This window comes from Kitasatospora sp. NPDC114501, assembly GCF_055633695.1.
Genome location: NZ_JBVKDS010000016.1, coordinates 141,494 through 165,976 on the forward strand (window position 1 = coordinate 141,494; position 24,483 = coordinate 165,976).

General features: G+C 76.0%; 10 protein-coding genes and 1 pseudogene. 6 read left to right on the plus strand and 5 right to left on the minus strand.

Annotated elements, in window-relative coordinates:
• Positions 1 to 80 precede the first annotated feature (80 nt).
• Positions 81 to 13,304, plus strand: coding sequence for a MupA/Atu3671 family FMN-dependent luciferase-like monooxygenase (locus tag ACZ7RU_RS28135; RefSeq protein WP_470343763.1), 13,224 nt, complete (start codon positions 81 to 83; stop codon positions 13,302 to 13,304).
• The gene (locus ACZ7RU_RS28140; protein ID WP_470343764.1) at positions 13,301 to 14,770 is read left to right on the plus strand and encodes a condensation domain-containing protein; all 1,470 of its coding nucleotides are present in this window, start codon (positions 13,301 to 13,303) and stop codon (positions 14,768 to 14,770) included. Before ACZ7RU_RS28135 ends, ACZ7RU_RS28140 begins: the two co-directional genes overlap by 4 nt.
• A 127-nt stretch (positions 14,771 to 14,897) precedes the next feature.
• Here the strand turns inward: ACZ7RU_RS28140 and ACZ7RU_RS28145 are convergent, their stop codons facing one another.
• Both ACZ7RU_RS28145 and ACZ7RU_RS28150 read right to left on the minus strand, forming a co-directional pair.
• A complete protein-coding gene (locus ACZ7RU_RS28145) occupies positions 14,898 to 16,805 on the minus strand; it encodes a glycoside hydrolase family 5 protein (protein ID WP_470343765.1) in 1,908 nt (635 codons plus the stop codon).
• A gap of 236 nt (positions 16,806 to 17,041) precedes the next feature.
• Positions 17,042 to 19,021 (minus strand): heavy metal translocating P-type ATPase, encoded by a 1,980-nt coding sequence (locus ACZ7RU_RS28150; RefSeq protein ID WP_470343766.1) that lies wholly within the window; start codon positions 19,019 to 19,021, stop codon positions 17,042 to 17,044.
• Between the two features lie 143 nt (positions 19,022 to 19,164).
• On the opposite strand from ACZ7RU_RS28150, the gene ACZ7RU_RS28155 reads away from it, so the two are divergent.
• Entirely contained in the window at positions 19,165 to 19,560 is a 396-nt protein-coding gene (locus tag ACZ7RU_RS28155) for an ArsR/SmtB family transcription factor (RefSeq protein WP_470343767.1), read from the plus strand.
• 21 nt (positions 19,561 to 19,581) lie between these two features.
• Here ACZ7RU_RS28155 and ACZ7RU_RS28160 read toward each other — a convergent pair whose 3' ends face one another.
• Entirely contained in the window at positions 19,582 to 20,526 is a 945-nt protein-coding gene (locus tag ACZ7RU_RS28160) for a LysR family transcriptional regulator (protein ID WP_470343768.1), read from the minus strand.
• A 151-nt stretch (positions 20,527 to 20,677) separates the two neighbouring features.
• Here ACZ7RU_RS28160 and ACZ7RU_RS28165 point away from each other — a divergent pair, with 151 nt between their 5' ends.
• The 3 genes from ACZ7RU_RS28165 (at position 20,678) to ACZ7RU_RS28175 (ending at position 22,901) form a co-directional block, all read left to right on the plus strand.
• Positions 20,678 to 21,421, plus strand: coding sequence for an SDR family oxidoreductase (locus ACZ7RU_RS28165; RefSeq protein WP_470343769.1), 744 nt, complete (start codon positions 20,678 to 20,680; stop codon positions 21,419 to 21,421).
• Between the two features lie 135 nt (positions 21,422 to 21,556).
• On the plus strand, positions 21,557 to 22,165 hold the full coding sequence (locus tag ACZ7RU_RS28170) for an ester cyclase (protein ID WP_470343770.1): 609 nt from the start codon (positions 21,557 to 21,559) through the stop codon (positions 22,163 to 22,165).
• A gap of 205 nt (positions 22,166 to 22,370) precedes the next feature.
• Positions 22,371 to 22,901, plus strand: a complete 531-nt coding sequence (locus tag ACZ7RU_RS28175; RefSeq protein WP_470343771.1) for a hypothetical protein — start codon at positions 22,371 to 22,373, stop codon at positions 22,899 to 22,901.
• 102 nt (positions 22,902 to 23,003) lie between these two features.
• Here ACZ7RU_RS28175 and ACZ7RU_RS28180 read toward each other — a convergent pair whose 3' ends face one another.
• The gene (locus tag ACZ7RU_RS28180; protein WP_470343772.1) at positions 23,004 to 23,453 is read right to left on the minus strand and encodes a carboxylesterase family protein; all 450 of its coding nucleotides are present in this window, start codon (positions 23,451 to 23,453) and stop codon (positions 23,004 to 23,006) included.
• A 137-nt stretch (positions 23,454 to 23,590) separates the two neighbouring features.
• A pseudogene (locus ACZ7RU_RS28185) lies at positions 23,591 to 24,478 on the minus strand (carboxylesterase family protein); the annotation flags it as partial.
• Positions 24,479 to 24,483 lie beyond the last annotated feature (5 nt).

The window sequence follows — 24,483 nt, forward strand, 5'->3', positions numbered from 1 at the left end:
CATCCGTCTCCGCTCCCCCTCCCTCACCCGGGGCGGCCCACACCCGCGCCCCGGCACCGATCCGAAAGGTGCCGAACGTCATGAGCCCCACCGGTCCCGACCACGGCCGGCTGCGCACCCTGGAAGCCCGACTGCTGCTGCGCCCCGAGATCGCCGACTGCGCCCTGCTGCCCGTCGAGCACGAGAACGGCCGCCCCGGTCTGCTGGCCTACCTGGTCCCCGCCGTCGACGGCGATCCCGAGGCCCTGCGCCGCCGGGCCGCCGCCGCGCTGCTGGACGCCGACCCGAGCGCCGAAGTCCACCTCCTGGACGGCATCGTCCGCACCGCCGAGGGCGAACCCGACGCCACCGCCCTGGCCGCGGCGCTCACCCGGCCGCCCGCCGCCCCCGGCCCCGCCCTCCGCCACCTGCGCGAACTCACCGACCGCTGGCGGCCGTTCGGCGAGGCCTCGGCGCCGGCCGGCGCCGCCCCGGCCGAGCCGACGGCCCCGCCCGAGGATCCCGGCGCCGAGGATCCCGACATCGACGGCCCCGGCACCGAGGCCGTCGGCGCGCCGCTGCCCGACGCCGGGCCGCGCGCGCCCCGGACCCTGCCCGAGGCTCTGCTGCGCGCCGCCGAGCTGCACCCCGACCGGGGGCTGCACCTGGTCCGGGCGGGCGGCGAGGCCACCAGACTGACGTACCGTCGGCTCCTGGAGCGGTCCCGCGAGATCCTCGCCACCCTGGCCCGCGCCGGGCTGCGGTCCGGGGACCGGGTGATCCTCCAGGTCCCGGACCCGGAGCTCTACTTCCCCACCCTGTGGGCCTGCCTGCTGGGCGGGGTGCAGCCGGTGACGGTCGCCCGCCCGCCGGACTACCACGAGCGCAACCCCGTCCTGGAGAAGCTCTGGCACGCCTGGCAGACCCTGGAGGAGCCGCCGGTGCTCGCCTGCGGGCCGGCGGTGGCGGGCCTGGAGCGGCTCGGGGAGCTGTACGAGGCGCCGGGCCTGCGGGTGGTCGCGGTCGACCGGCCGTCCGCCTCCGAGAACACCCCTGAGAACACCCCTGAGAACGCCCCCGAGAACACCGTCGAGCACACCCGCGCGAACGCCCTCGCGCCCGCTCCCGAGCAGGCCCCCGCTCCGGGCGACGTGGCGATCCTCCAGCTGTCCTCCGGCAGCACCGGCCGCTCCAAGGCCGTGCAGATCACCCACCGCGGCATCCTGGAGTACGTGGCGGGAGCCGTCGCCCAGGGCTGCGACCCGGCCGACACCACGGTCAACTGGCTGCCGCTGGACCACGTCGCCGGACTGCTGATGTTCCACCTGCGCGACGTGGTGCTGGCCGCCGACCAGGTGCAGGTGCCCACCGAACTCGTCCTCGCCGACCCGCTGGTCTGGCTGGACGCGCTGGAGCGCTACCGGGCCGCGCACTCCTGGTCGCCCAACTTCGGCTTCCGGCTGGTCGCCGAGGCCGTCCGGGCCGCCGGGCCCGGCCGCCGCTGGGACCTCTCCTCGGTCAAGTCGCTGATCAACGCCGGGGAGCAGTGCACCGAGGCGGTGCTGGACGAGTTCCTGGCCGCCACCGCCCCGTTCGGCGTCCGCCCCGAGCACCTGCTGCTGGGCTGGGGCATGGCCGAGACCTGCACCGTGATCACCTACAAGCGCTACCACGAGGACGGCGCCCGCCGGCTGGTGCGCACCGGCTCGCTGACCGGCCGGCTGGAGCCCGTCGACCCGGCCTCGGCGGAGCGCGGCACCGGCTTCCTCAGCATGGGCCGGCCCGCGCCCGGCGCCCGGATGCGGGTGACCGACGACGACGGGCGGGTGCTGCCCGAGCACCGGGTCGGCCGGCTCCAGGTCCACTCCGGCCGGGTGACGCCGGGGTACCTGAACAACCCGGCCGCCAACCAGGAGGCCTTCGTCGGCGACGGCTGGTTCGACACCGGGGACCTGGCCTTCCTGGCCGACGGCGAGGTGGTGCTCACCGGCCGTCGCAAGGAGATCATCATCGTCAACGGCGTGCACTACTTCTGCCACGAGCTGGAGGACGTGGTGGCCTCCGTGGCGGGGGTGCGCTCCGGGCACGTCGCGGCCTTCGGGGTGCCGGACGAGCGCACCGGCACCGAGCAGCTGGTGATCGCCTACGTCCCCAGCGACCCGGACGCCCCCGCGCCGCCCGTCGCCGCCGAGGTGCGGCAGCTGCTGGCGGCCCGCCGGCAGCCGGCCCCCGCCCTGGTGCTTCCGGTCCCGGTGGCCGACTTCCCGCGCACCACCAGCGGCAAGATCCAGCGCACCGCGCTGCGCCGCCGACTGCTGGACGGCGAACTCGACGACCACGTCGTGGCCTTGGACCTGGCGGAGGCCAACTCCCGGACGCTGCCGGACTGCGTACGGCGGCTCGACTGGGAGGCCCGCCCCGCACCGGGGGCCGAGGACGGCGCGCTCGCTGACGAAACGATCCTGCTGCTCGGCCCGTCCGGCCCCGGCACCCTCACCGAGGCCCTGACCGCCGCCCTGCCGAACGCCCTGGCGGTGGACCGGCCGCCGACCACCGACCCCCAGGAGTGGCTGCGGGCCCTCGGGGACCGCCCGGCCGACCGGCTGGTCTACCTGTGGAGCGCGACGGCCGACGGCACGACGCCGCCGGACGAGGCGCTGCTCGCCCTGCTCCGCGCGCTCCCGGCCCGGGCACCGGTCCGCGAGCTGGTCTCCGTCAGCGCCGGGCTGCACGCCGTGCTCCCCGGTGAACTCCCCCGGCCACGGGCCGCGTTGACCGCGGCGCTGACCGCGGGGGCTCGGGCCGAGCAACTGGTGCCCGCCGCCCGGCACCTCGACCTGCCGGGCGACGCGCCGGCCGCGGACCAGGCCGCCGCGCTGCTCGCCCTGCTCGCCGACCCCCGCCCGGAACCCGAGTCGGCCTGGCGCGCCGGCCGCCCCTGGGTGCCCCGGCTGGCACCGGCCGAGGCCGCCCCCGGACCGGCCGACGAGGGCTGCTCGCTGCTCACCCCCGGCGCCCACTACCTGGTCACCGGCGGCCTCGGCGGGATCGCCGCCGAGCTGCTGCCCGGACTGCTGCGCGAGTACGGCTCCCGGCTGCTGATCGTCGGCCGCAGCGACCTGGACGCCCCGACCGCCGAGGCGGCCGAGCGCCGGGCCGCACTGCGCCGACTTGCCACCCAGGGCGGTCAGGTCACCTACCGCCAGGCCGATGTGACGGATCGTCGACAGCTGGCCGAGGTGCTCGCCGAGGCCGAACGGGAGTGGCGGGCACCGCTGGACGGCGTGCTCCACCTGGCCGGCGGCTACCGGCTCGCCCTCCTCGCCGACACCGACACCGAGGGCTGGCGCGACGCCGTCCGGACCAAGACCGAGGGCACCGACCACCTCGTCGAGCTGGTCCGGCAGCGGCCCGGCGCGCAGTTCGTCGCCTTCTCCTCGATGATCGGCCTCCAGGAGGCGGTCGGCTCCACCGGGTACGCCGCCGCCAACCGCTACCTGGAGAGCACCGTCGACCGGCTGCGCCGGGAGACCGGCACCCGGGCCTGGACGATCTCCTGGGGCCTGTGGAGCGGGATCGGCATGAACCGCGACACCGAGAACGAGCAGGCCGCCGCCGGCCGGGGCATCGCCGTGCTGAGCGCCGCGCACGGCCGCCGGCTGGCCGCCCTGCTGCTGGCCGGCGCCCCGGGCCACCGGTACGCCGGTCCGGACCCGGCCTCCCCCGCCGCCCGGCGCCGGCTGCTCGCCACCGCGCCCCGCCCGGTCGCCGCCGCCGCGCCGACGCCGTCCACCACAGCCGTGCCGACGCCGTCCACCGCGGCCCCGGCGGCCCGGCCCGCCGGACCGTCCGTCCCCGAGCACTCCGCTCCGTCCGGGCTGCGCCGGCTGGTCCTGGACGCCTTCGAGACGGTCCTCGACGGCCCGCTGGACCCGGGCCGTCCGCTGGCCGAACTCGGCATCGGCTCCCTCAAGTTGATGCGGGTGCACGGAGCGCTCAGCGCCGCGCTGCCCACGCCCCCGGCGCCCACCGAGCTGTTCCGCCACCCCACCGTGGACGCCCTGATCGCACACCTGGCCGCCGGGCCGGCCACGCCCGCCGCTCCGCTCGCCTCCGCCGCCTCCGTCCCCGCCGGTCCGGGCGACGACCGCCGGGTGGCGATCGTCGGCCTGGCACTGCGCCTCCCCGGCGCCGACACCCCCGAGCAGTACTGGCGCAACATCGTCGAGGGCGTCCGGAGCACCACCCGGTTCACCGAGGAGGAGCTGGCGGCGGCCGGGCTGCGCCCGGAGGAGTACCGCCACCCCGACTTCGTCCCGGTCACCGGGGCGCTCACCGACGTCGACCGGTTCGACGCCGAGGCCTTCGGCATCAGCGGCACCGAGGCCGCGCTGATGGACCCGCAACAGCGCCTGCTGCTGGAGATCTGCCGCCAGGCCCTGGAGGACGGCGGCTACGACGCGCCGGACCCGGAGCGCCGGGTCGGGGTCTTCGCCGGCACCGGGATGACCCTGTACGCGCTGCGCAACTACTACCAGCACACCCTGGCCGCCACCGCCGACCCGGCCGAGCCGGTGGCCGCCCTGCAGACCGCGATCGGCAACCAGGCGGACTTCGCCGCCACCCGGGTCGCCTACCGGCTGGGCCTCACCGGTCCGGCGATCGGTGTGCAGACGGCCTGCTCCACCTCGCTGGTCGCGGTGCACCTGGCCGTGCAGTCGCTGCTGGCGGGCGACTGCGAACTGGCCCTGGCCGGCGCCGCCGCCCTGCACGTGCCGCAGGCCGCCGGCTACCGCTACGAGGAGGGGTCGATCCTCTCCCCCGACGGCTCCTGCCGGGCCTTCGACGCCGACGCCGGCGGCACCGTCGGCGGCAACGGCGTCGCCGCCGTCCTGCTCAAGCGCCTGGACCGGGCGCTGGCGGACGGCGACACCGTGCACGGGGTGATCCTCGGCTCGGCCGTCAACAACGACGGCGGACGGAAGGTCGGCTACACCGCGCCCAGCGTGGACGGGCAGGCGGCCGTCGTCGGCCGGGCGCTGGACCTGGCGGGCGTGCCGGCCGACACCATCGGCTACATCGAGGCCCACGGCACCGGCACCCCGCTCGGCGACCCGATCGAGTTCCGGGCACTGGCCCAGGCGTTCCGCGCCCGGACCGACGCCGCCGGGTTCTGCTCACTCGGCTCGGTGAAGCCCAACATCGGCCACCTGGACACCTGCGCGGGCATGGCGGGCCTGATCAAGGCGCTGCTGGTACTGCGGCACGGCACCATCCCGCCGCTGGTCAACTTCACCCGCCCCAACCCCGCGCTGGAACTGACCGACAGCCCGTTCCGGCTCGCCGCCGAACGCCGGGACTGGCCGGACGGCCCCGCCCCGCGCCGGGCCGGGGTCAGCGCGCTGGGCGTCGGCGGCACCAACGCCCACCTGGTGCTGGAGCAGGCCCCGGCCGCCGCCGCGGCGGTGCCCGAGCCGCGCCCGGCCCCGACCGTGCTGCCGCTGTCGGCCCGCACCGCCCAGGGCCTGGCCGAGCTGGCCGCGCTGGTCCGCGACCGGCTGGACGCCGAACCCGCCCTCGCGCCCGGCGACCTGCCGCTCACCCTCGGCGCCGGCCGGCGCGCGCTGCGCCACCGGCTGGCCGTCACCGGGCCCGACCCGGCCGCCCTGCGCAAGGGCCTGGACGCCTTCCTGGCGGGCCGGCCCACCGCCGGCGCCGTCCACCGCGAGACCGGGCGCGGCGAGGTCCGGCCGGTGCTGCTCTTCACCGGCCAGGGCGCCCAGTACCGGGGCATGGCCGCAGAACTCCACCGCGCCTTCCCGGTGTTCCGCGCCGTCCTGGACGAGTGCGACCGGCTACACCGCGAGAACTGGGACGAACCGCTGCTGCCGCTGCTGCTGGACGCCGCACCGCAGGGCACGGAGGACACCTGGACCACCGAGGCGGCGCAGCCCGCGCTGTTCGCCCTCCAGGCGGCCTACCTGCGGCTCTGGCAGGAGCTCGGCGTCCGGCCGGCCGCGGTCGCCGGGCACAGCGCCGGGGAGTACGCGGCCTTCCACGCGGCCGGCGCGCTCGACCTCGCGGACGGGATGTTCCTGACCGCGCTGCGCGGCCGGCTGATGCACCGGCTGACCGAGCCGGGCGCCATGACGGTTGTCCGGGCCGGACTGGACCGGCTGGCCGGGCTCGGCGACTGGCTGCCCGGCGTGGACCTGGCCGTGGTCAACGGCCGGGGCCAGTGCGTGCTGGCCGGTCCGCAGCGCGAGATCGCCGCCGCCGAGGCCGTCCTGGCCGCCGACGGGGTCGCCACCGAGCGGCTGGCCGGTGACCGGGCGTTCCACTCCCGCCTGCTCGACCCGATGCTCGACCCCTTCCGCGACCAGCTGGCCCGGCTGCGCCTGCGGCCACTGGCCGTACCGCTGGTCAGCAACCTCGGCGGCGAGGTGCTGGCGCCCGGAACCGTCCCGACGCCCGACTACTTCCTCCGGCAGACCCGGGAGACCGCCCGGTTCGACCGGGTCCTCGCCGCCCTGGACGGGCAGGACCACGAACTCTTCCTGGAGATCGGCCCGCACCCGACGCTCACCGGCATGGGCCGCCGGGAGCTGCCGCAGCGCCACTTCGTCGCCGGCGGCCGGCGCGGCGCGTCCCCGGAGCAGCAGTTCGACGCCGCCGCGGCCGCGCTGTGGGCGCACGGCGTCCCGCTCGACTGGGCCCGCTTCGCCGCCGCCCGGGACTGGCCGGACGGCCCGGCCCGCCGCGTCCCGCTGCCCACCACCGTCTACCAGCGCCGCCGCCACTGGTTCACCGCCCCTGCCCGGCCGACCACCGAGGACCCCGCCATGCGCCAGGAACCACCCCAGCAGACCGCCCCGGCTCCGGCGACAGCCCCGGCGCCGGTCCCGGCACCGGCCGCCGCACCGGCGCCGAGCCCCGAGGAGCTGGCCGAGCAGGCCGTGCTGCGGCAGGTCGTCGAGCGGACGGCCCGCCAGCTCGGGTACGACGAGGCCTCGGTCGGCGCCGACGAGCCGTTCTTCGACCTGGGCGCCGACTCGCTCTCGATGATCAACATGATCCGGGACCTGGAGCGCGCGTTCCGGGTGCGGGTGTCGATGCGCGAGCTGTTCGAGGCGGCGGACACGCCGGCCCGGCTGGCCGGGCTGATCGCCTCCCGGCTGGAGCCGGCGGTGCTGGCCGCGCTGCTGCCGACCGCCGAGCCGGAGCCCGTGGCGGCACCCGGGCCGGTGCCCGAGCCCGTACCCGTGACGGCCCCGGTGGCGGCTGCGGCTCCGGTCCAGGCCGTCCGGACGGTCCCGGCCGTCCAGGCTCCGGCCCCGGCGCCGCAGCCCGTCCTCGCGGCGCCCACCGCCCCGCAGGCCCCCGCCGCGCCCACCGCCCCGCAGGCGCCCGCCGCCCCGATCACCGACGGCACCGGTCTGATCGAGCGCCAGCTCTCGCTACTCGGCCAGTTCTCCGACCTGATGCGCGACCAGCTCGGCCTGCTGGCCGGCGGCACGCCCGCACCCGCACTCCCCCCGGCGCCGGCGCCCGCCGCCCCGGCCCTGACGGCCGTCCAGGCGCCCGCCGCCCCCGTCGCGCAGAGCCCGGCCCCCGCCGAGGCGCCCACCGAGGCGCCCGCCGCCCCGCAGGTGCACGGCCCCCGGGTGACGGTCTCCCGCGAGTCCGGCATGGCCTCCGGCGGCCTGACCGACCAGCAGCGCGCCCACGTGGACGAGCTGGTCGCCCGCTTCACCGCCCGCACCACCGCCTCCAAGGCGATCACCCGCCGCCACCGCCGTACCCTGGCGGACAGCCGCGCCGTGGTCGGCTTCCGCTCCGGCACCAAGGAGATGCTCTACCCGCTGGCCGCCCGCCGGGCCCGGGGCTCCCGGCTGGAGGACGTCGACGGCAACCCGTACGTCGACATCACCATGGGCTTCGGCGTCCTGCTCTTCGGCCACGAACCGGAGTTCGTCTCCGAGGCCGTCCGCGAGCACCTGGCCTCCGGCCTGCGGCTGGGCCCGCGCGGCCCGGAGACCGGCGAGGCCGCCGAGCTGCTGGCCGAGCTGACCGGCACCGAGCGGGTCGCCTTCGCCAACTCCGGCACCGAGGCGAACGCCGGGGCGATCCGGCTGGCCCGCGCGTACACCGGCCGGGACAAGATCGTCATGTTCGAGGGCTCGTACCACGGCCACTTCGACCACACCCTGGGCCGCACGCTGGGCCACGGCGCCGACCGGGAGACCGTGCCGGTGTCCATCGGCATCCCGGGCAGCGCGGTCGCGGACCTGCTGGTGCTGCGGTACGGGGACCCGGAGAGCCTCAAGGTCATCGAGGAGCACGGCGACCGGATCGCCGCCGTCCTGGTCGAGCCGGTGCAGAGCCGCCACCCGGGCCGCCAGCCCGTCGACTTCGTCCGCTCGCTGCGCGAACTGACCGCCCGGCTCGGCATCGTGCTGCTCTTCGACCAGATGCTCACCGGCTTCCGGCCCCACCTGCGCGGCGCCGAGGGCTTCTGGGGCGTCACCCCGGACATGTCCACCTACGGCAAGGTGCTGGGCGGCGGCTACCCGATCGGCGCGATCGCCGGACGGGCCGACATCCTGGACGGGATCGACGGCGGGCACTGGGACTACGGGGACGACAGCTACCCGCCCGGGGACACCACCTTCTTCGGCGGCACCTACATCCAGCACCCGCTGGCGATGACCGCCGCGGGCGCGGTGCTGCGCCACCTCAAGGCGGCCGGCCCCGGCCTCCAGGAGCGGCTGAACGCCCGCACCGACGAGCTGGCGGCCACCCTGAACGGCTTCTTCGAGGAGGAGGAGTTCCCGCTGCGCCTGGCGCACTTCGGCTCGCTCTTCCGGTTCGAGCCCCGGGCCGACATGGAGCTGCTCTTCCCGCACCTGCTGACCCGCGGGGTCTACGTGTGGGAGTGGCGCAACTTCTTCCTCTCCACCGCCCACACCGACGGCGACCTGGAGTTCGTGGTCGACGCGGTCCGCGAGTCGCTGCGCGACCTGCGGCGCGGCGGCTTCTTCCCGGCCTCGCCCGGCGTCCGGCTGCCCGCCCCGCGACCGGCCACCGAGCTCCCCGTCCCCGCCGAGGCCGTCCGCACCCACGCCGAAGCGGTTCCGTACCAGCCGGTCAGCGACCCGCAGCGGCCGGTGGACTTCAGCCTCTACTTCTTCGGCGACTACCCGCTGGACTCCCCGGAGGACGAGAAGTACCGCATCGTCCTGGAGAGCGCCCGCTTCGCCGACCGGCACGACTTCCACTCGGTCTGGCTGCCCGAGCGCCACTTCCACTCCTTCGGCGGCATCTTCCCCAACCCCTCGGTGCTGGCCGCCGCCCTGGCCCGGGAGACCACCCGGATCCGGCTGAACGCGGGCTGCGCCGTGCTGCCGCTGCACCACCCGGTGCGGGTGGCCGAGGAGTGGTCGGTGGTCGACAACCTGTCCGGCGGCCGGGTCGGCCTGGGCTGCGCCAGCGGCTGGCACCCCAACGACTTCCTGTTCTTCCCCGAGCGCTACGGCAGCCACAAGGAGCTGATGCACCGGCAGGTCGAGACCGTCCGGGCACTGTGGCGCGGCGAGCCGTACCAGGGCCGCAACGGCAACGGCGAGCCGATCGAGGTGACCCTGCACCCGCGCCCGCTCCAGGACCTGCCGCCGATGTTCACCGCGATCGTCGGCAACCCGGACAGCTTCCGCGAGGCGGCCCGCAACGACCTCGGCGTCATCACCAACCTGATGACCCAGGACGTCGCCCAGCTGGCCGAGAACATCGCGGTCTACCGGCGCACCCGGGCCGAGCACGGCCTGGACCCGGAGGCCGGCCGGGTGGTCGTGCTGGTCCACACCTACCTGGGCACCGACCTGGCCACCGCCCGCGAACAGGCCTACCGCCCGTTCTGCAACTACCTGCGCTCCTCCCTCTCCCTGTTCGGGCAGATGGCCAACAGCCTGGGCCTGACCCTGGACTACGAGAACGCCCGCGAGGACGACCTGGAGTTCGTCCTGGAGCGCGCGTACGAGCGGTACTGCGCCTCCCGCGCGCTGATCGGCACCCCGCAGAGCGTCCAGGGAGTGCTGTCCGAGCTGCGGGCGGCCGGCGCGGACGAGATCGCCGCCTTCGTGGACTTCGGGCTCTCCCCCGACCTGGTCGCGGCCGGCCTGCCGCAGCTCGACGTCCTGCGCCGGGACACCCTGCGCGGCGCCCCGCTGTCCTACGCCCAGCAGCGGATGTGGTTCCTGCACCGGATGCTGCCCGACGGGGGGCAGTACAACGAGGTCAAGGCGATCGCCCTGGACGGCCCGCTCGACCCGGAGGCGCTGGACACCGCGCTGCGCGGGCTGGTCGAACGCCACGTCGCGCTGCGCACCGTCTTCCGGGAGCAGGACGGCGAACCGTTCCAGCAGGTGCTGGCGCCGCCCACCGGCCCGGTGCTGCAACGGGTCACCGCCGACGGGACCTCGCCGGACGCCGTCGCCGACCTGGTCGCCGCCGAGGGCGAGCACCGCTTCGACCTGGCCGAGGGCCCGCTGTTCCGGGCCCTGCTGCTGGCACAGTCGGCGGACCGGCACGTCCTGGTGCTGTCGATGCACCACATCGTGATCGACACACTGTCCACCGTGGTGATCACCCGCGAGCTGGGCGAGCTGTACCTGGCCGCCCGGGAGGACCGGGCCGCCCGGCTGCCGGTACTCGCCACCGGCCCGGCCGCCGAGGCCGCCCGGGAGCGGGCCCGGGTGGCCGCCGGCGAGTACGAGGAGAGCCTCGCCTACTGGCGCAAGGTGTTCGGCGGCGGCGACCTGCCGGTGCTGGCCCTGCCCACCGACCGCCCGCGCCCGGCGGTCCCGGACGGCCGAGGCCGCGCCTTCGTCCACCACCTTCCCGCCGAACTGGCGGACGGCCTGCGGGAGTTGGCGAGGTCCCGGCGTTCGACCCTGTTCATGGTGCTGCTGACCGGCTTCGCCGGCGTGCTCCAGCGGTTCGCCGGCCAGGACGAGATCGTGCTGGGCACCCCGGTGGCCAACCGGGCCGAGGGCACCGAGGACCTGGTCGGGTTCTTCGTCAACACGCTGGCGCTGCGCCTGGACCTCTCCGGCGAGCCGGCCTTCGCCGAGGCGCTGGGCCGGGTCCGCTCCACCGCGCTGGACGCCTACGAGCACCAGCAACTGCCCTTCGAGGTGCTGGTGCAGGACCTCAACCCGCGGCGCGACACCAGCCGCAACCCGCTGTTCCAGGTCATGGTGGAGTTCGAGAACCACGCCGTCTTCGAACTGGACCTGCCCGGGCTGACGGCCCGTCCGCTGGACCACGTCGCGGACCGCTCCGCCTTCGATCTCACGCTCTTCCTGACCAGCCTGCCCGACGGCATCCGCTGCCACGTCGAGTACGCCGAGACCCTGTTCGACCGGGCCACCGTCGACCGGCTGCTCGGCGCCTTCGAGCGGCTGCTCACCGCCGCGGTCGCCGACCCGGAGCGCCCGCTCGTCGAACTCACCGCCGTGGCCGCGGACGAGGCCGACACCGCCCTGGAGTGCGGACCGCCCGCCGCCCAGGACCCCGCGCACCCGCTGGCCACCGTCGCCGCGACCGCGGCCGGCCGGCCCGACCGGACCGCGGTGGTCGCCGCCGACGGCACCACCACGGACTACCGCACCCTGCTGGCCCGGGCGGACGAACTGGCCGGCCGGCTGCTGGCGGCCGGCGTCCGCGAGGGCGACCGGGTGGGCGTGCTGCTGCCCCGCTCGGTGGACCAGGTGGCCGCCCTGCTGGCCGTCCTGCGCCTGGGCGCCGTCCACGTACCGGTCGACGTGCTGCAGGGCCCCGAGCGCTGCCGGCTGATCGTCGAGGACAGCGCGCCGGCCGTCCTGCTCACCACCTCGGCCGACGCCCCGGCGGAACTCGGCCTGACCGTACCGACGGTGCTCACCGGCACCGCCCCGGCCGGCGCCGCCCCCGCCGGGCTGCCCCCGCTGCCCGCCCCCTCCGCCGAGGCGCCGGCGTACCTGCTGTACACCTCCGGCTCCACCGGCCGCCCCAAGGGCGTGCTGATGCACTCCCTCGCCCTGGCGCACATCGTGGCCTGGAACGTCGCCGACCACCCCGCGGCCCGTACGCTCCAGTACGCCTCCTGCGGGTTCGACGTCAGCGTCCAGGAGATCCTGACCACGCTGGCCGGCGGCGGCACCCTGCTGCTGATCGAGGAGGAGACCCGCTACGACGTGACGGCGCTGGCCACCGTCGTCCGGGCCACCCGGGCCGAACGACTGCACCTGCCGTACACGCCGCTGGCCGCGCTGGCCGACGCGCTCGGCGAGGAGCCGGTGCCGCACCTGCGGGAGCTGATCTCCGGCGGCGAGCAGGTGCTGCTCACCCCCGGGCTGCGGGCCTTCCTGCGCCGCAACCCCGGCTGCCGGCTGATCAACCACTACGGCCCGACCGAGACCCACGCGCTGACGGCCGGCGAGATCGAGCCGGACGGCCCGGAGTACGCGCCGATCGGCCGCCCGACCCCGGGCAGCCGGATCGTGCTGCGCGACGCCGCCGGGCGCCGGGTGCCGGCCGGAGCGGTCGGCGAGATCCACGCCCTCGGCGTCCAGGTCGGCATCGGCTACGCCGGCCGCGCCGAGGAGAGCGCCGCCGTCTTCGCCGACACCCCCGAGGGCCGGAGCTACCGCACCGGCGACCTCGGCCGGTGGCGGCCGGACGGCCGGCTGGAGTACCTCGGCCGGGCCGACCGCCAGGTCAAGGTCCGCGGCTACCGGGTCGAGCCGGGCGAGATCGAGACCGTGCTGCTCGGCCTGCCCGGCGTGCGCGCCGCCGCCGTGACGGCGCGCCGCACCGCCGCGGGCACCGTGCTCGCCGGGTACGTCGGCTGCGCGGCCGCCGAACTGCCCCGGGTCCGCGACCAGTTGGCCGACCTGCTGCCCGACTACATGGTCCCCGGGCTCTGGGCCGCCGTCGACGCCCTGCCGTTCACCGCGCACGGCAAGCTGGACACCGCCGCCCTGCCCCAGCCCCGCCCGCTCGGCGCCGACGAGCCCGCCGCCGCGCCGGCCACCGAACTGGAGCGCACCGTGCAACGGCTCTGGGAGGAGGAACTCGGCCGCCCCGCCGGGGTGGAGACCTCCTTCTTCGACCTGGGCGGCCACTCACTGGCCGCCACCCGGCTGCTGAACCGGGTCCGCGAGGCGACCGGCCTGCGGATCGGCGTCCTGGACTTCTTCCGCCGCCCGACCGTCCGCGCGATGGCCGCCCACCGGCCGGCCGCCGAGCAGGCCCAGGCCCCGGCGTACGAGGAGGGCACCCTGTGAGCGCCGCGCAGGAGGGCTGGGACCGGCTGCTCAAGCTGCTCGACGAACGCGAGATCGTGCTGCGCACCACCGGCGAGCGGCTCAACTACCTCGCCCCGGCGGGGGCGATCGACGAGGAGGTCACCGGCCTCGTCCGGGCACACCGCGACCGGCTGCTGACCACCCTGACCGGCGCCGGGGCCGCCCTGGCCGCCGCGCCGGCCGGGGTGGGCCAACGACGGATGTGCAGGGCGCACGCGGGCTCGGCCGATCCGGCGGTGTGGAACATCACCCAGCGGATCACCCTGCGCGGGCCGCTGGATCCCGAGCGGCTGGCCGCCGCGCTGACGGCGGTGGTCGAGCGGCACGAGAGCCTGCGGACCCGCTTCGCGGACACCGATCTCGGGGTGCTCCAGCAGGTGCTGCCGAACACCCCGCTGGACGTCCCGGTCGAGGACCTGCGCGCGCTCTCGCCCGCCGAACGGGACGCGGCGCTCGCCGCGGCCCTGGACGCCGAGATCGCCCGCCCGTTCGACCTGGCCGCGACCCCGCTGCTGCGCGCCCGGCTGCTGCGCCCGGCGGAGCGGGAGTGGGTGCTGCTGCTGGTCATCCACCACATGGCGGTCGACGGCTGGTCGCTGGCCACCGTGCTGGCCGACCTGGCCGCGCTCTACCGGACCGGCGGACCGCTGCCGGAGGAGCCCGGCCGGATGACCGACTACGCCTGCTGGGAGCGGACGGTGGTCACCCGGGCCTCCGTCGCGGCGGCGGTCGACCACTGGGTCGGGGTGCTCGGCGGTGCCCCGCTCGCGGTGGACCTGCCCACCGACCGGCCGCGCCCCGAGCGGCGCTCCGGGCGCGGGGAGACCGCCGCGTTCCGGATCCCGGCGGCGCTGGGCGAGGCGGTCGGGCGCTACGCCGCCGCGCGCTCCACCACCGCCTCGGCGGTGATCGTGGCCGCGTTCGCCCGGCTGCTCGGCTCGCTCGGCGGTGCGCCGCAGACGTTCCTGCTGCTCTCCAACGCCAACCGCACCCGGCCGGCGGACGAGCAGGTGGTCGGCCTGCTGACCAACAGCATGCCGGTCCTGGTGCCCAGCCGGGCCGACGGCGGGTTCGGGGAGCTGGTGGACCGGGCCGCCGCCGCGATCGCCTCCGGCCTCGACCACTCCGTGGTGCCCTTCGGCCTGCTGGTCGACGCGCTGCGGGAGCGCGGCGTCCCACTGCCCGCCTGGCACCCGCAGATCCTGCTCGCCGTCCAGAGCACCCCGCCCATCGCCCTCGACCTCCCCGGCCTGACCACCCGGATCGAGGACATCCCCGGGCCGTCCGCCCGCGCCGACTTCGCGTTCTCCCTCACCCCGGACGCCGACGGCTACGCGGGCCTGGCGGAGTACGACGCCGACCTGTTCGACCCGGACACCGTCCGGGGCTGGCTGGACGCCCTGGTGGCGGACCTGGCCCGGCAGTTGGCGGTCCCGCTCGCGTGACGCCGACCGGGCCCCGGCGGGCGGGATACCGCCCGCCGGGGCCCGGTCGCGGTCCCCCGACGACCGCTGCTCGCGGCGGCCGTGACCGACGGGCCGTCCGGGGCTCTAGCCCTCCTCAGGTGCCGGGTCAGCTGAGCGGGCGGCAGAGCAGGGCGGCCGGGGCGCCGTACTGGAGCCGCTGCCAGGTGGAGGCGACGCCGGCCAGGTACTCGCCGTCCGCGCACTGGCCCTTGTAGCGGCCCGGCGCCCAGTCGCTGGCCACCGAGCCGCCGGTGGCGGGCCGGTTGTCGCCCCGGTCGAACCAGAGGGTGCGGCCGGTCAGCGGCAGCGGGGCCGCCGCGGGGGCGCACAGCAGGGCGGCCATGCCGTTGCCGCGCACGCCGTAGCCGACGGCGAAGGCGCGGTCGGGGCACTGGAGCTTGTCGTAGCCGGAGGCCCAGTCGCCCCCGGTGACGTAGCGCTCGTCGGTGACGGTGGTCCAGTCCCCGCTGCCGGCGGCCGGCTCGCCCGCGTCGGTGCACAGGGCCCGGCTGTCGCCGCGGCTCAGGGCGGTCAGGCGCTGGCCGTCCGGGCAGTCGCCCTTGCGGTTGCCGGGGCTCCAGTCCGGGCGGGCGAGCATCCGCCGGGAGAGGTTCCGGTCGGTGTGGTCGAGGTCGAGCATGTTCCAGTGGTCCACCGCTGGCACCGGGCCGCTCACCGCCGGGGCGCCGATCAGCCTGGTCCAGTCGGCGGCCCGCCAGTCGCCGGGGTCGGTGAGGCCGGTGCGGCTGCCGTCGGGGCCGTAGGAGAGCAGCGCCCAGGTGTCCAGCGGCCGGCCGGCGCCGTCGGCCCAGCCGACCAGCGGCCAGACGGCGAAGTCGGTGTCGCCGCGCACCAGGATGTCGGTGAACGCGTGCAGCCAGGCCTGCTCCTCGGCGTCGGTCGAGCCCCGGCCGCCCGCGCCGAACTCGCTGATCCAGACCGGGGCGGTGAAGTGCTGCCCGGCCCGGGTGACGAACAGCGCCTGGTCGTCCACCACCTGGGCGAGCTGCTCGGGGGTGAAGTCCTGGTAGCGCGGGTCGTCGGTGGCTCCCGGGCCGCTGCCCGCACCGGTGTTGGCCGGGCCGGTGTAGCCGTAGAAGTGCGCGGAGTAGACCAGCTTGCCGGAGTCGACCAGGGTGTTGGAGAGGTTGCGCACCGGGGTGAGCATCGGGCGGCCGTGGCTGAACCCGGCGGCGGGGACGCCGTACCAGTTGATGCCCTCCATGACGACCAGCAGGTCCGGGGCGGCCTGGAGGATGCGGTTGCCGGCCTCCTCGAAGGCGGCGTACTCGTCGTGGGCGTCGCCGAGGCCCCAGTTGGGGTCGTCCCAGAGGTCCCGGCGGACCTCGTTGCGCAGGTCGGCGCCGACCACCCGCTTGTCCGCCTTGTAGCGGTTCACCATGAACAGCCAGTCGTCCTCCCATCGGGCCGTCGACTGGCCGCTGTTCCAGCGCTCGTTGCCGTCCAGGCCGCAGCAGAAGCGGTAGCTCGTGGTGTGGTTGTTGAGGATCACCGCGAAGCCGTCGGCGGTGAGCGCGGCCACCACGGCGTCGAAGACCTGGAGCGGGGTCCGGCCGCGCAGTTGCGGGTTGGCGGCGACGGCGGAGTCCGGGACGGGGACGGTGTCGTGGATCATCGCGTTGGCGAACGGCAGCCGGATGCTGTTGACGCCCAGCCCGCGGAAGTCGGCCAGCAGCCGGTCCACCGGCACCCGGTCCAGGCCCAGCGGGATGTTGTGCGACACCTGTCCGGCCTGGTTGTCGGCCGGGTCGTCGGTGCTTCCGCTGCCCTGCCAGGTGCCCTGGGCGCCGGCCCAGTTGGCGGACTTGAGCTTGAACCGATCGCCGTGGGCGTCCACGATGTAGCGCCCCCGGGTGCTCAGCGGGCCGGTCCAGGACGCGGCCGACCGGGCACCCCCGTCGTCCGGCGCCGCGACCCCGGGGCCCGCCGCCAGGACGGCGAGCACCGGCAGGGCCACGGCCAGGGCGAGCAGTCGGGCCGTAGGACTCTTCATCGTCGTCCCCGCTGTGGTGAGGTGGCCCGGGCGTCGCCCGGCGCTGACGGCACCGTCGGCGAGGAGTGAGAATATGACGGATCCTCATGTTCGGGAAGGGCGCGCGCCGGGACGGCACTCAGTCCTCGGCGTCCTCCCCCCGGTGCGGCCGTGCCGGTCCGTACGCCGTCGACACGCACCGCAGCTCGGGTGAGGCCGCCCTGGGATCCCTGCCGGGGTACCCGCCTTTCAGCCCGTCACGCCTGCGCCCTGGTCCAGGCGGCCTCGCGCAGCAGTCGGAGGCCGTTGAGACCGACGACGACGGTCGAGCCCTCGTGGCCGAGCACGCCCAGCGGCAGCGGGAGGGTGGCGACCAGGTCCCAGACCACCAGGACGGTGATGAACACCGAGGCGATCACCAGGTTCTGCACCACCAGGGAGCGGGCCCGCCGGGAGAGCGCCACCACGGCCGGGACGGTGGCGAGTTCGTCACGGACGACGACGGCGTCGGCGGTCTCCAGGGCAAGGTCGGAACCGGCCCGGCCCATCGCGACTCCGGCGTGGGCGGCGGCCAGCGCGGGAGCGTCGTTGACGCCGTCGCCGATCACCAGCACCCTGCGCCCGGCCGCCTCCTGCTCGCGGACGGCGGCGACCTTGTCCTGCGGCAGCAGCCCGGCCCGGACGTCGCCGATGCCGACCTCGGCGGCCAGGCGGGCGGCGGCGCGCGGGTTGTCGCCGGTGAGCAGCACCGGCGCGGTGCCGGTCAGCGCCCGCAGGGAGGCGACGGTGGCGGCGGCGTCCGGGCGCAGCCGGTCGGCGATGCCGAGCACGCCCACCGGGAGGCCGTCCGACTCGACCACGACGGCGGTGCGCCCGGTCTCCTCCAGTTCAGCGGCCAGCGCGGCGGCTTCGGCGCAGGCGGCGTCGGTGCGGCCGTTGATCAGACGGGTGGGCGTGCCGACCGCGACGACCCGGCCGTCGACGGTGGCGGTGACGCCGACGCCGGGGGTGGAGGTGAAGTCATCGGCGGCGGGGAGGGTCAGGCCGCGGCCGCGGGCGGCGTCGACGACGGCGCGGGCGAGCGGGTGCTCGCTGGGATGCTCGGCGGCGGCCGCCAGCGCCAGCAGCCGCTCCTCGGAGAGGCCGGAGCCGGCGAGCGGCCGGAGGTCGGTGAGGCGGGGGGTGCCCTCGGTGAGGGTGCCGGTCTTGTCCAGCGCGACGGCGTCGACCTGGCCCAGCCGTTCCATCACGACGGCGGACTTGACCAGGACGCCGTGCCGACCGGCGTTGGCGATGGCGGAGAGCAGCGGCGGCATGGTGGCCAGCACCACCGCGCACGGGGAGGCGACGATCATGAAGGTCATGGCGCGCAGCAGCGAGCCGGTGAAGGCCGCGCCGAAGGCCAGCGGGACGGCGAAGACCGCGAGGGTGGCGAGCACCATGCCGATCGAGTAGCGCTGCTCGACCTTCTCGATGAACAGCTGGGTGGGGGCCTTGGTCTCGGAGGCCTCCTCGACCAGCTGCACGATCCGGGCGATCACGGTGTCCGATGCGTCCCGTTCGACCCGCACCCGCAGCGCGCCGGTGCCGTTGAGGGTGCCGGCGAACACCTCGTCACCCGGCCGCTTGGCGACCGGCAGCGGCTCACCGGTGATGGTCGCCTGGTCGACCTCGCCGGCGCCGTCGAGCACCCGCCCGTCGGCGCCGATCCGCTCGCCGGGCCGTACCAGGACGGTGTCGCCGACGGCGAGGTCCTCCGTCGGCACGGTCTCCTCGCCGCCGCCGGGCAACAGCCGGGTGGCGGTGGCCGGGGCGAGGTCGAGCAGTCCGCGCACCGAGTCGGCGGTCCGGGCGGTGGCCAGCGCCTCCAGGGCGCCGGAGGTGGCGAAGATGACGATCAGCAGTGCGCCGTCCATGACCTGCCCGACGGCGGCGGCGCCGAGGGCGGCCACGATCATCAGCAGGTCGACGTCGAGGGTCCGCTCCCGCAGCGCCCGGAGCCCGGCCCAGGCGGGCTCCCAGCCGCCGGTGGCGTACGCGAGGGCGTACAGCGGGCCCCAGGCCCAGGCGGGGGCGCCGGTCAGCTGGAGCGGCAGCGCGACCAGGAAGAGCACCGTCGCGGCGGCGGCCCAGCGGGCCTCGGGCAGCGACAGCACCCGGGTGCGCCGCCGGGGCGCGGTGTCGGGACGCGGCGCGGCGGGGGGCGCGGGGCGCTCGGCCAGGGTGGTGGAGGACATGCGGAAGGACCCTTCAGGGCAGGCGCGGGCAGGCGTAGGCGGACATGGGCGGGGCGAGCGCAAAGGCACGGCGGGCCGATGGCTCACTCACGATACATGAACATATGAACGCTTCTTCATCTATGAGTTGTAGGATGGTCCGCATGGGTCATGGAGCCGCCCCCGCCACCGCCGTCCCGCACACGCGCCTGGACGCCACCAGCGCTGCCCGGGTGGCCACCACCCTGCAAGCCCTGGCCACACCGTCCCGCCTGCTGATCCTCTCCCGGCTGCGCGAGGGCCCCTGCGCCGCCACCGAACTCGCCGCCGAGGTCGGCCTGGAGCAGTCCGCCTGCTCCCACCAGCTGCGCCTGCTGCGCAACCTCGGCCTGGTCGTCGGGCAGCGCAACGGCCGCCAGGTCGTCTACGCGCTCTACGACAACCACGTCGCCGCACTGCTCGACCAGGCCGTCTACCACATCGAGCACCTGCGCCTGGGCCTCAGCGACGCCGTCGACCTCGACGACGCGGACCAGCCGGTCGGTGGGGCAGCGCGCTGAGCACCGCGGCCCGGTCCGGGCTCAGCCGGGCGTCCCGTCGGGCTCGGACTCGGACCCGGCCGACCGGCTGGAGACGACGGGGTTGACCCGCGCCTGCCGGGCCAGGAGGTCCGCGAAGGCCACCGTGAGCGGGTCGGGACGGGTACGGGTGTAGGCGGTGAGGGTGCGCAGGATCGGGGGGTCCGGGCGCAGCAGGGCGCCCTCGAAGCGGGCCGGGACGATGTTGGCCGGCACCAGCGCCGGCCCGAGCCCGGCCGCCGCCAACAGCGGTGCGGCGGAGGTCTGTTCGGCGCGGATCGCCGCCCGGGGGTGGAAGCCCGCCCGGGCGCAGACCTGGTCGAGCAGGTCGGCGAGGCCGTTGTCGGGGGCGTAGTGGACCCAGTCCCGGTCGGCGAGTTCGGCCAGCGCGACGGTGCCGGTGCGGCGGTCGGCCAGCGGGTCGTCGGCGGGCAGCACGACGGTGAACTCCTCGACGCCGAGCTCCCGGATCGGCCCCTCCCAGCCGGTCGGCGCGGGGCCGATGGCGAGGTCGGCGCGGCCCGCGGCCATGGCCTCCTGGAGCCGGTCGGTGTGGGAGTACTCGCGCAGCCGGATCCGCACGCCGGGGTGCCGGCGGTGCCAGTCGCGCAGCACGGGCGGCAGGATGCCGAGGCTGACCGAGTAGACGACGGCGACCTCCAGTTCGCCCTCCTCCAGGCCGGCCGACCGGCGGGCCGCCGCGTGCAGGCGTTCGGCCTCGGCCAGCGCGGCGCGGGCGTGCGGCAGGACCGCCCGGCCCATCGGGGTGAGCCGTACGGAGCGCGGCAGGCGCTCCAGCAGCGGTCCGCCGAGGGCGCCCTCCAGGGCCCTGATCTGGTGGGACAGCGCGGGCTGGGTGACGTGCAGCTGTTCGGCCGCACGGGTGAACGATCCGGTGTCGACCACGGTGGCCAGGTATTCGAGCTGCCTGAGCGTCGGTGTTGCCATGAACGGATTTTATCGCTGGGGTAGAAAACAAGCCTTGGACTCATCAGGGCTGGTCGGGAGAGGGTCGTGGTGTGGCCGCCGCGGAAAGCAGCGAGCGGCCCAAGGCGCGTCAGACACGCCCTGACACCCCGACGATCCCCAGGAGTTCCCCATGTCCGTTTCCGTTCCCACGCCCGTCGCCACCTCGCTCCAGGGCCGACGGCTCGTCGTGGTCGGCGCCGGTTCGCGCACCGGGCAGGCGCTGGCGAAGGCCGCCTCGGCGGCCGGCGCCTCCCTGGTGCTGGCCGGCCCGGACCCGCGCAAGCTGGAGTGGACGGCCGGGGAGCTGACCGGCCCGTCCGAGGTGATCGCCCTGGACATCGCCGACGAGGAGTCGATCGCCGCCTTCGCCGCCCGGGCCGGCCGCTTCGACCACCTGGTCTCGACCGCCGCGATGCCCGCCAACGGCCCGCTGCGCGAGCTCGAAGCGGCCGACGTCCAGCGGGCGTTCGCGGCGAAGGTGATCGGCCCGCTGCTGCTGGCCAAGCACCTGGTCGGGCAGGTCTCCGAGAGCGGCTCGTTCACCTTCTTCTCCGGTGTGGCCGCGTGGCGCCCGGCCCCCGCGCGCACGGTGATGGCCACCACCAACGGCGCGCTGGCCTTCCTGGTGCAGGCGCTGGCGGTGGAGATCGCGCCGGTCCGGGTCAACGCCGTCTCCCCCGGCATCGTCGACACCGGCTCCTGGGACGGCCTGGGCGCCGACAAGGAGGCGTTCCTGCGCGGCGTGGCCGAGCGCAACCCGGCCCGGCGCGTCGGCACTCCGGAGGACCTGGTCAAGGCCGTCCTCTACGCCATCGACAACCCGTACGTCACCGGCACCGTGCTGCACGTCGACGGCGGCGGCCGACTCGCCTGACCCCCGGCCCGGCTGACCTCCGACCCGCCCTGCCTCCGACCCGCCCGGCCCCGAGTCGCCCGACGTCCGGCCCGCCGGCCACCCCCGCACGCCCGGATCCGCGGGCGTGACCACCTGATCCGAGGAGCTGTTCCCATGCGTTCGCGCACCCTGATCCGTACCGCCGCCGTCCTCGCGGCGGTGGCCGGCCTGGCGGGCGGCACCGCCGCGGCCGCCCCCGCCCACGACGGCGGCCGCCACGACTCCGCCCGCGACTGGCCGCAGCGCCTGATCGACCGTACGCCCGGCCTCGTCCAGCCGAAGGCGCTCACCGTGGACCGTTCGATCGGCGCCCGGCGCGCCGCCCAGGAGGTCCACCTGGCCCAGCAGTTGTACACCTTCTGGAACACCGGGCAGCAGCGGTACCTGGACGCGGCGGTCAGCCCGCAGTTCCGGGACAACACCCTGCCGGCGGGCCGTCCGCAGGGCCCCGCCGGGCCGGTCTTCGCCTCGAAGAACTTCCGCGCCGCGGTGCCGGACCTGACCTGCGAGCTGTCCGACGTGCTGATCTCCGGCGACAAGATCACCGCCCGGCTGGTGTTCCGCGGCCACTTCACCGGCACCTTCGACGGGGTGCCGGGCCAGGGCCAGCGCGTCGAGTTCAACGCCATCGACATCCAGCACGTCGGCACCGACCGGATCGTCGAGGACTGGCACATCGAGGACAACGCGACCCTGATGGCCCAACTGGGCGTCAACGCCTGACGCCCTCCGGGGGCGGTGAGCACGCGCTGCGCGCAGCACTCCGCCTGCCCGGTGGTCATCGTCCGGGCCCAGTGACGTCGACGCTTGCCCCCCGACGGGCAGACCTCCCGTCCCCACGTGCGGATGGTCCGCCTCCCCCGGGCGGGGGAGGCGGACCATCCGCACGCGCGATTCCGGCCCGCCGCCCGCTCGGCACGCTGGACACGTGACCAGCAGAACGATCCACCCGACCGAACTTCCCGTCCCCCGCTGGGCCGAGCGCACCGCCCGTGCGATCCCCTGGCTCGGCCTGCCGGTGTGCCTCTGGCGCCTGCCCATCGGGTTCGGGTTCCTGATGGGGATGGACGTGCCCCGCATGGAACTTCCGCTGTGGGCCGGCGTGGGCTACGTCAGCACGCTGAGCGTCCTGTCCGAGGTGTTCGCGCTGCTCTGCTCCTGCCTGGTGCGGCGCTCGGGCGAGGTGGTGCCGCACTGGGTCCCGGTCCTCGGCGGCAGGCACATCCGCCCGTACGCGGTGCTCGTCCCCGCCACGATCGCGGGCCTCGCCCTCACCGCGCTGACCGTGGACTGGGTGCTCGCCGCCTTCCACCTCGCCGGCTTCTCGGACGTCCCGTTCGTCAACGGCTGGTGGCGGCTGCTCGCGGCGGCCGTCAGCGGCCTGTTCGTGCTCTGGGGGCCGCTGGTGCTCGCCCTCACGTTCGCCTACTACCGGCGCCGCCGCCGCGTGGCGCGGTAGGCCGGCGGGCGGGACTCCCGCGTCGCCGGGCGGGCCGCGTCGGCGGGTGGGCGGGTACGGCCCGGGAGCGGCTCCGGACCGTACCCGCACTCCCCCGGCCCGTCAGCCGAGCCAGATCTCCCGGACGGCGCGCAGCGGGTCGCGCTCCACCCGGGGTTCGGTGTGCCAGCGCATGGTGGCGCGGCCGTCCTGGTACGGGGGCCAGGCGGCGCCCGGGTCGAGGTCTCGGACGAAGGCGACCCAGGCTCCGTGGACGGCGTCGGCCAGTGGCTGCGGCGGGTGGGCGCCGAGGGCGGCCTCGACACCCTCGGCGTGCAGCAGGTCGAAGGCGAACGGCAGGTCGCTGCAGTGGTAGGCCTGGCCGGTGCGGCCGGCGGCGGCGCCGGACCAGTCGAACTGGTAGAGCCAGGTAGGCCATTGACGCTCGGCGCGGGCCTCGGCGATCGCCAGGGCGGGGGCGCGGAACAGCCAGTCGGTGATCGCGTCCCCGCCGGACGCGCCCGGCCGCTCGGCGAGGAAGCGGGCGGCCCGGCTGCTGGCGTCCAGGCCCAACGCATCGAGCAGACCGAGCAGTTCGCCCTCCGGGGGCGGGGTCGGGGCTTCCTCCGCCCTCGGGGCTTCCTCCGCCGCCGGGCGGCGAACTCGTGCGCGGTGAAGCCGAGCAGCAGCGGGACGTCCGCGTCCACGATCGCCTCCGGCACCGGCACCGGCACCAACTCGCCGTCGGCGAAGGGCGCGAGGAGCAGGGCGGGCAGCCCGTCGGGATCCGGCCCGGCGGAGTCCAGCGCGTCCTGGAGGGCCAGCAGTTCGGTGTCGGTGGCGTCCCGGAGGGCGGCCGCCGTGGCGGGTACGCCGGTGCGGGCGGTAAAGGCCCGGCTGACGGCCTCGCCGGTGGCCCGGTCCTGCGGGCGCATCACCGCGCCGGAGACCGAGATCGCCGCGCGGAACAGCCCCCGGGCGGCCGGCGTCGCGAGCAGCGTCTGGACGGCGCCGCCGCCGGCCGACTGCCCGGCGACGGTGACCTTGGCGGGATCGCCGCCGAAGGAGGCGATGTTGTCCCGTACCCATTCCAGCGCGGCGATCCAGTCCCGTACGCCCCGGTTGTCGGGGGCGTCGGCCAGGTGCAGGAAGCCCTCGATGCCGAGCCGGTAGCCGATCGACACCACGACCACGCCGTCCCGGTTGAAGGCCGCGCCGTCGTACCAGGGGCTCGCCGAGGACCCGGCGACGAAGCCGCCGCCGTGGATCCAGACCAGCACCGGCAGTCCGGCCGCCGGGTCGGGGGCCGGGGTGAAGACGTTGAGGTTGAGGATGCCCGCGCCGGGGACGGTCGGTTCGGGGATGGTGGTTACCTCGCCGAACGGACGGCGCTGCGCGGTCGGCCCGTACTCGGTCGCGTCCAGCACCTCGGTCCACGGCCGGGGCGGTACGGGCGCGGCGAACCGCAGCTCGCCGACCGGTGGTTGGGCGTACGGGATGCCCAGGAAGCGGACGCCGCCGTCGGCGCGGCGCTCGCCGCGCACCGGGCCCCGGCCGGTGGGGACGACCGGGTGCTGCTGAGGTCCTGCGGTGCTCATGCGTG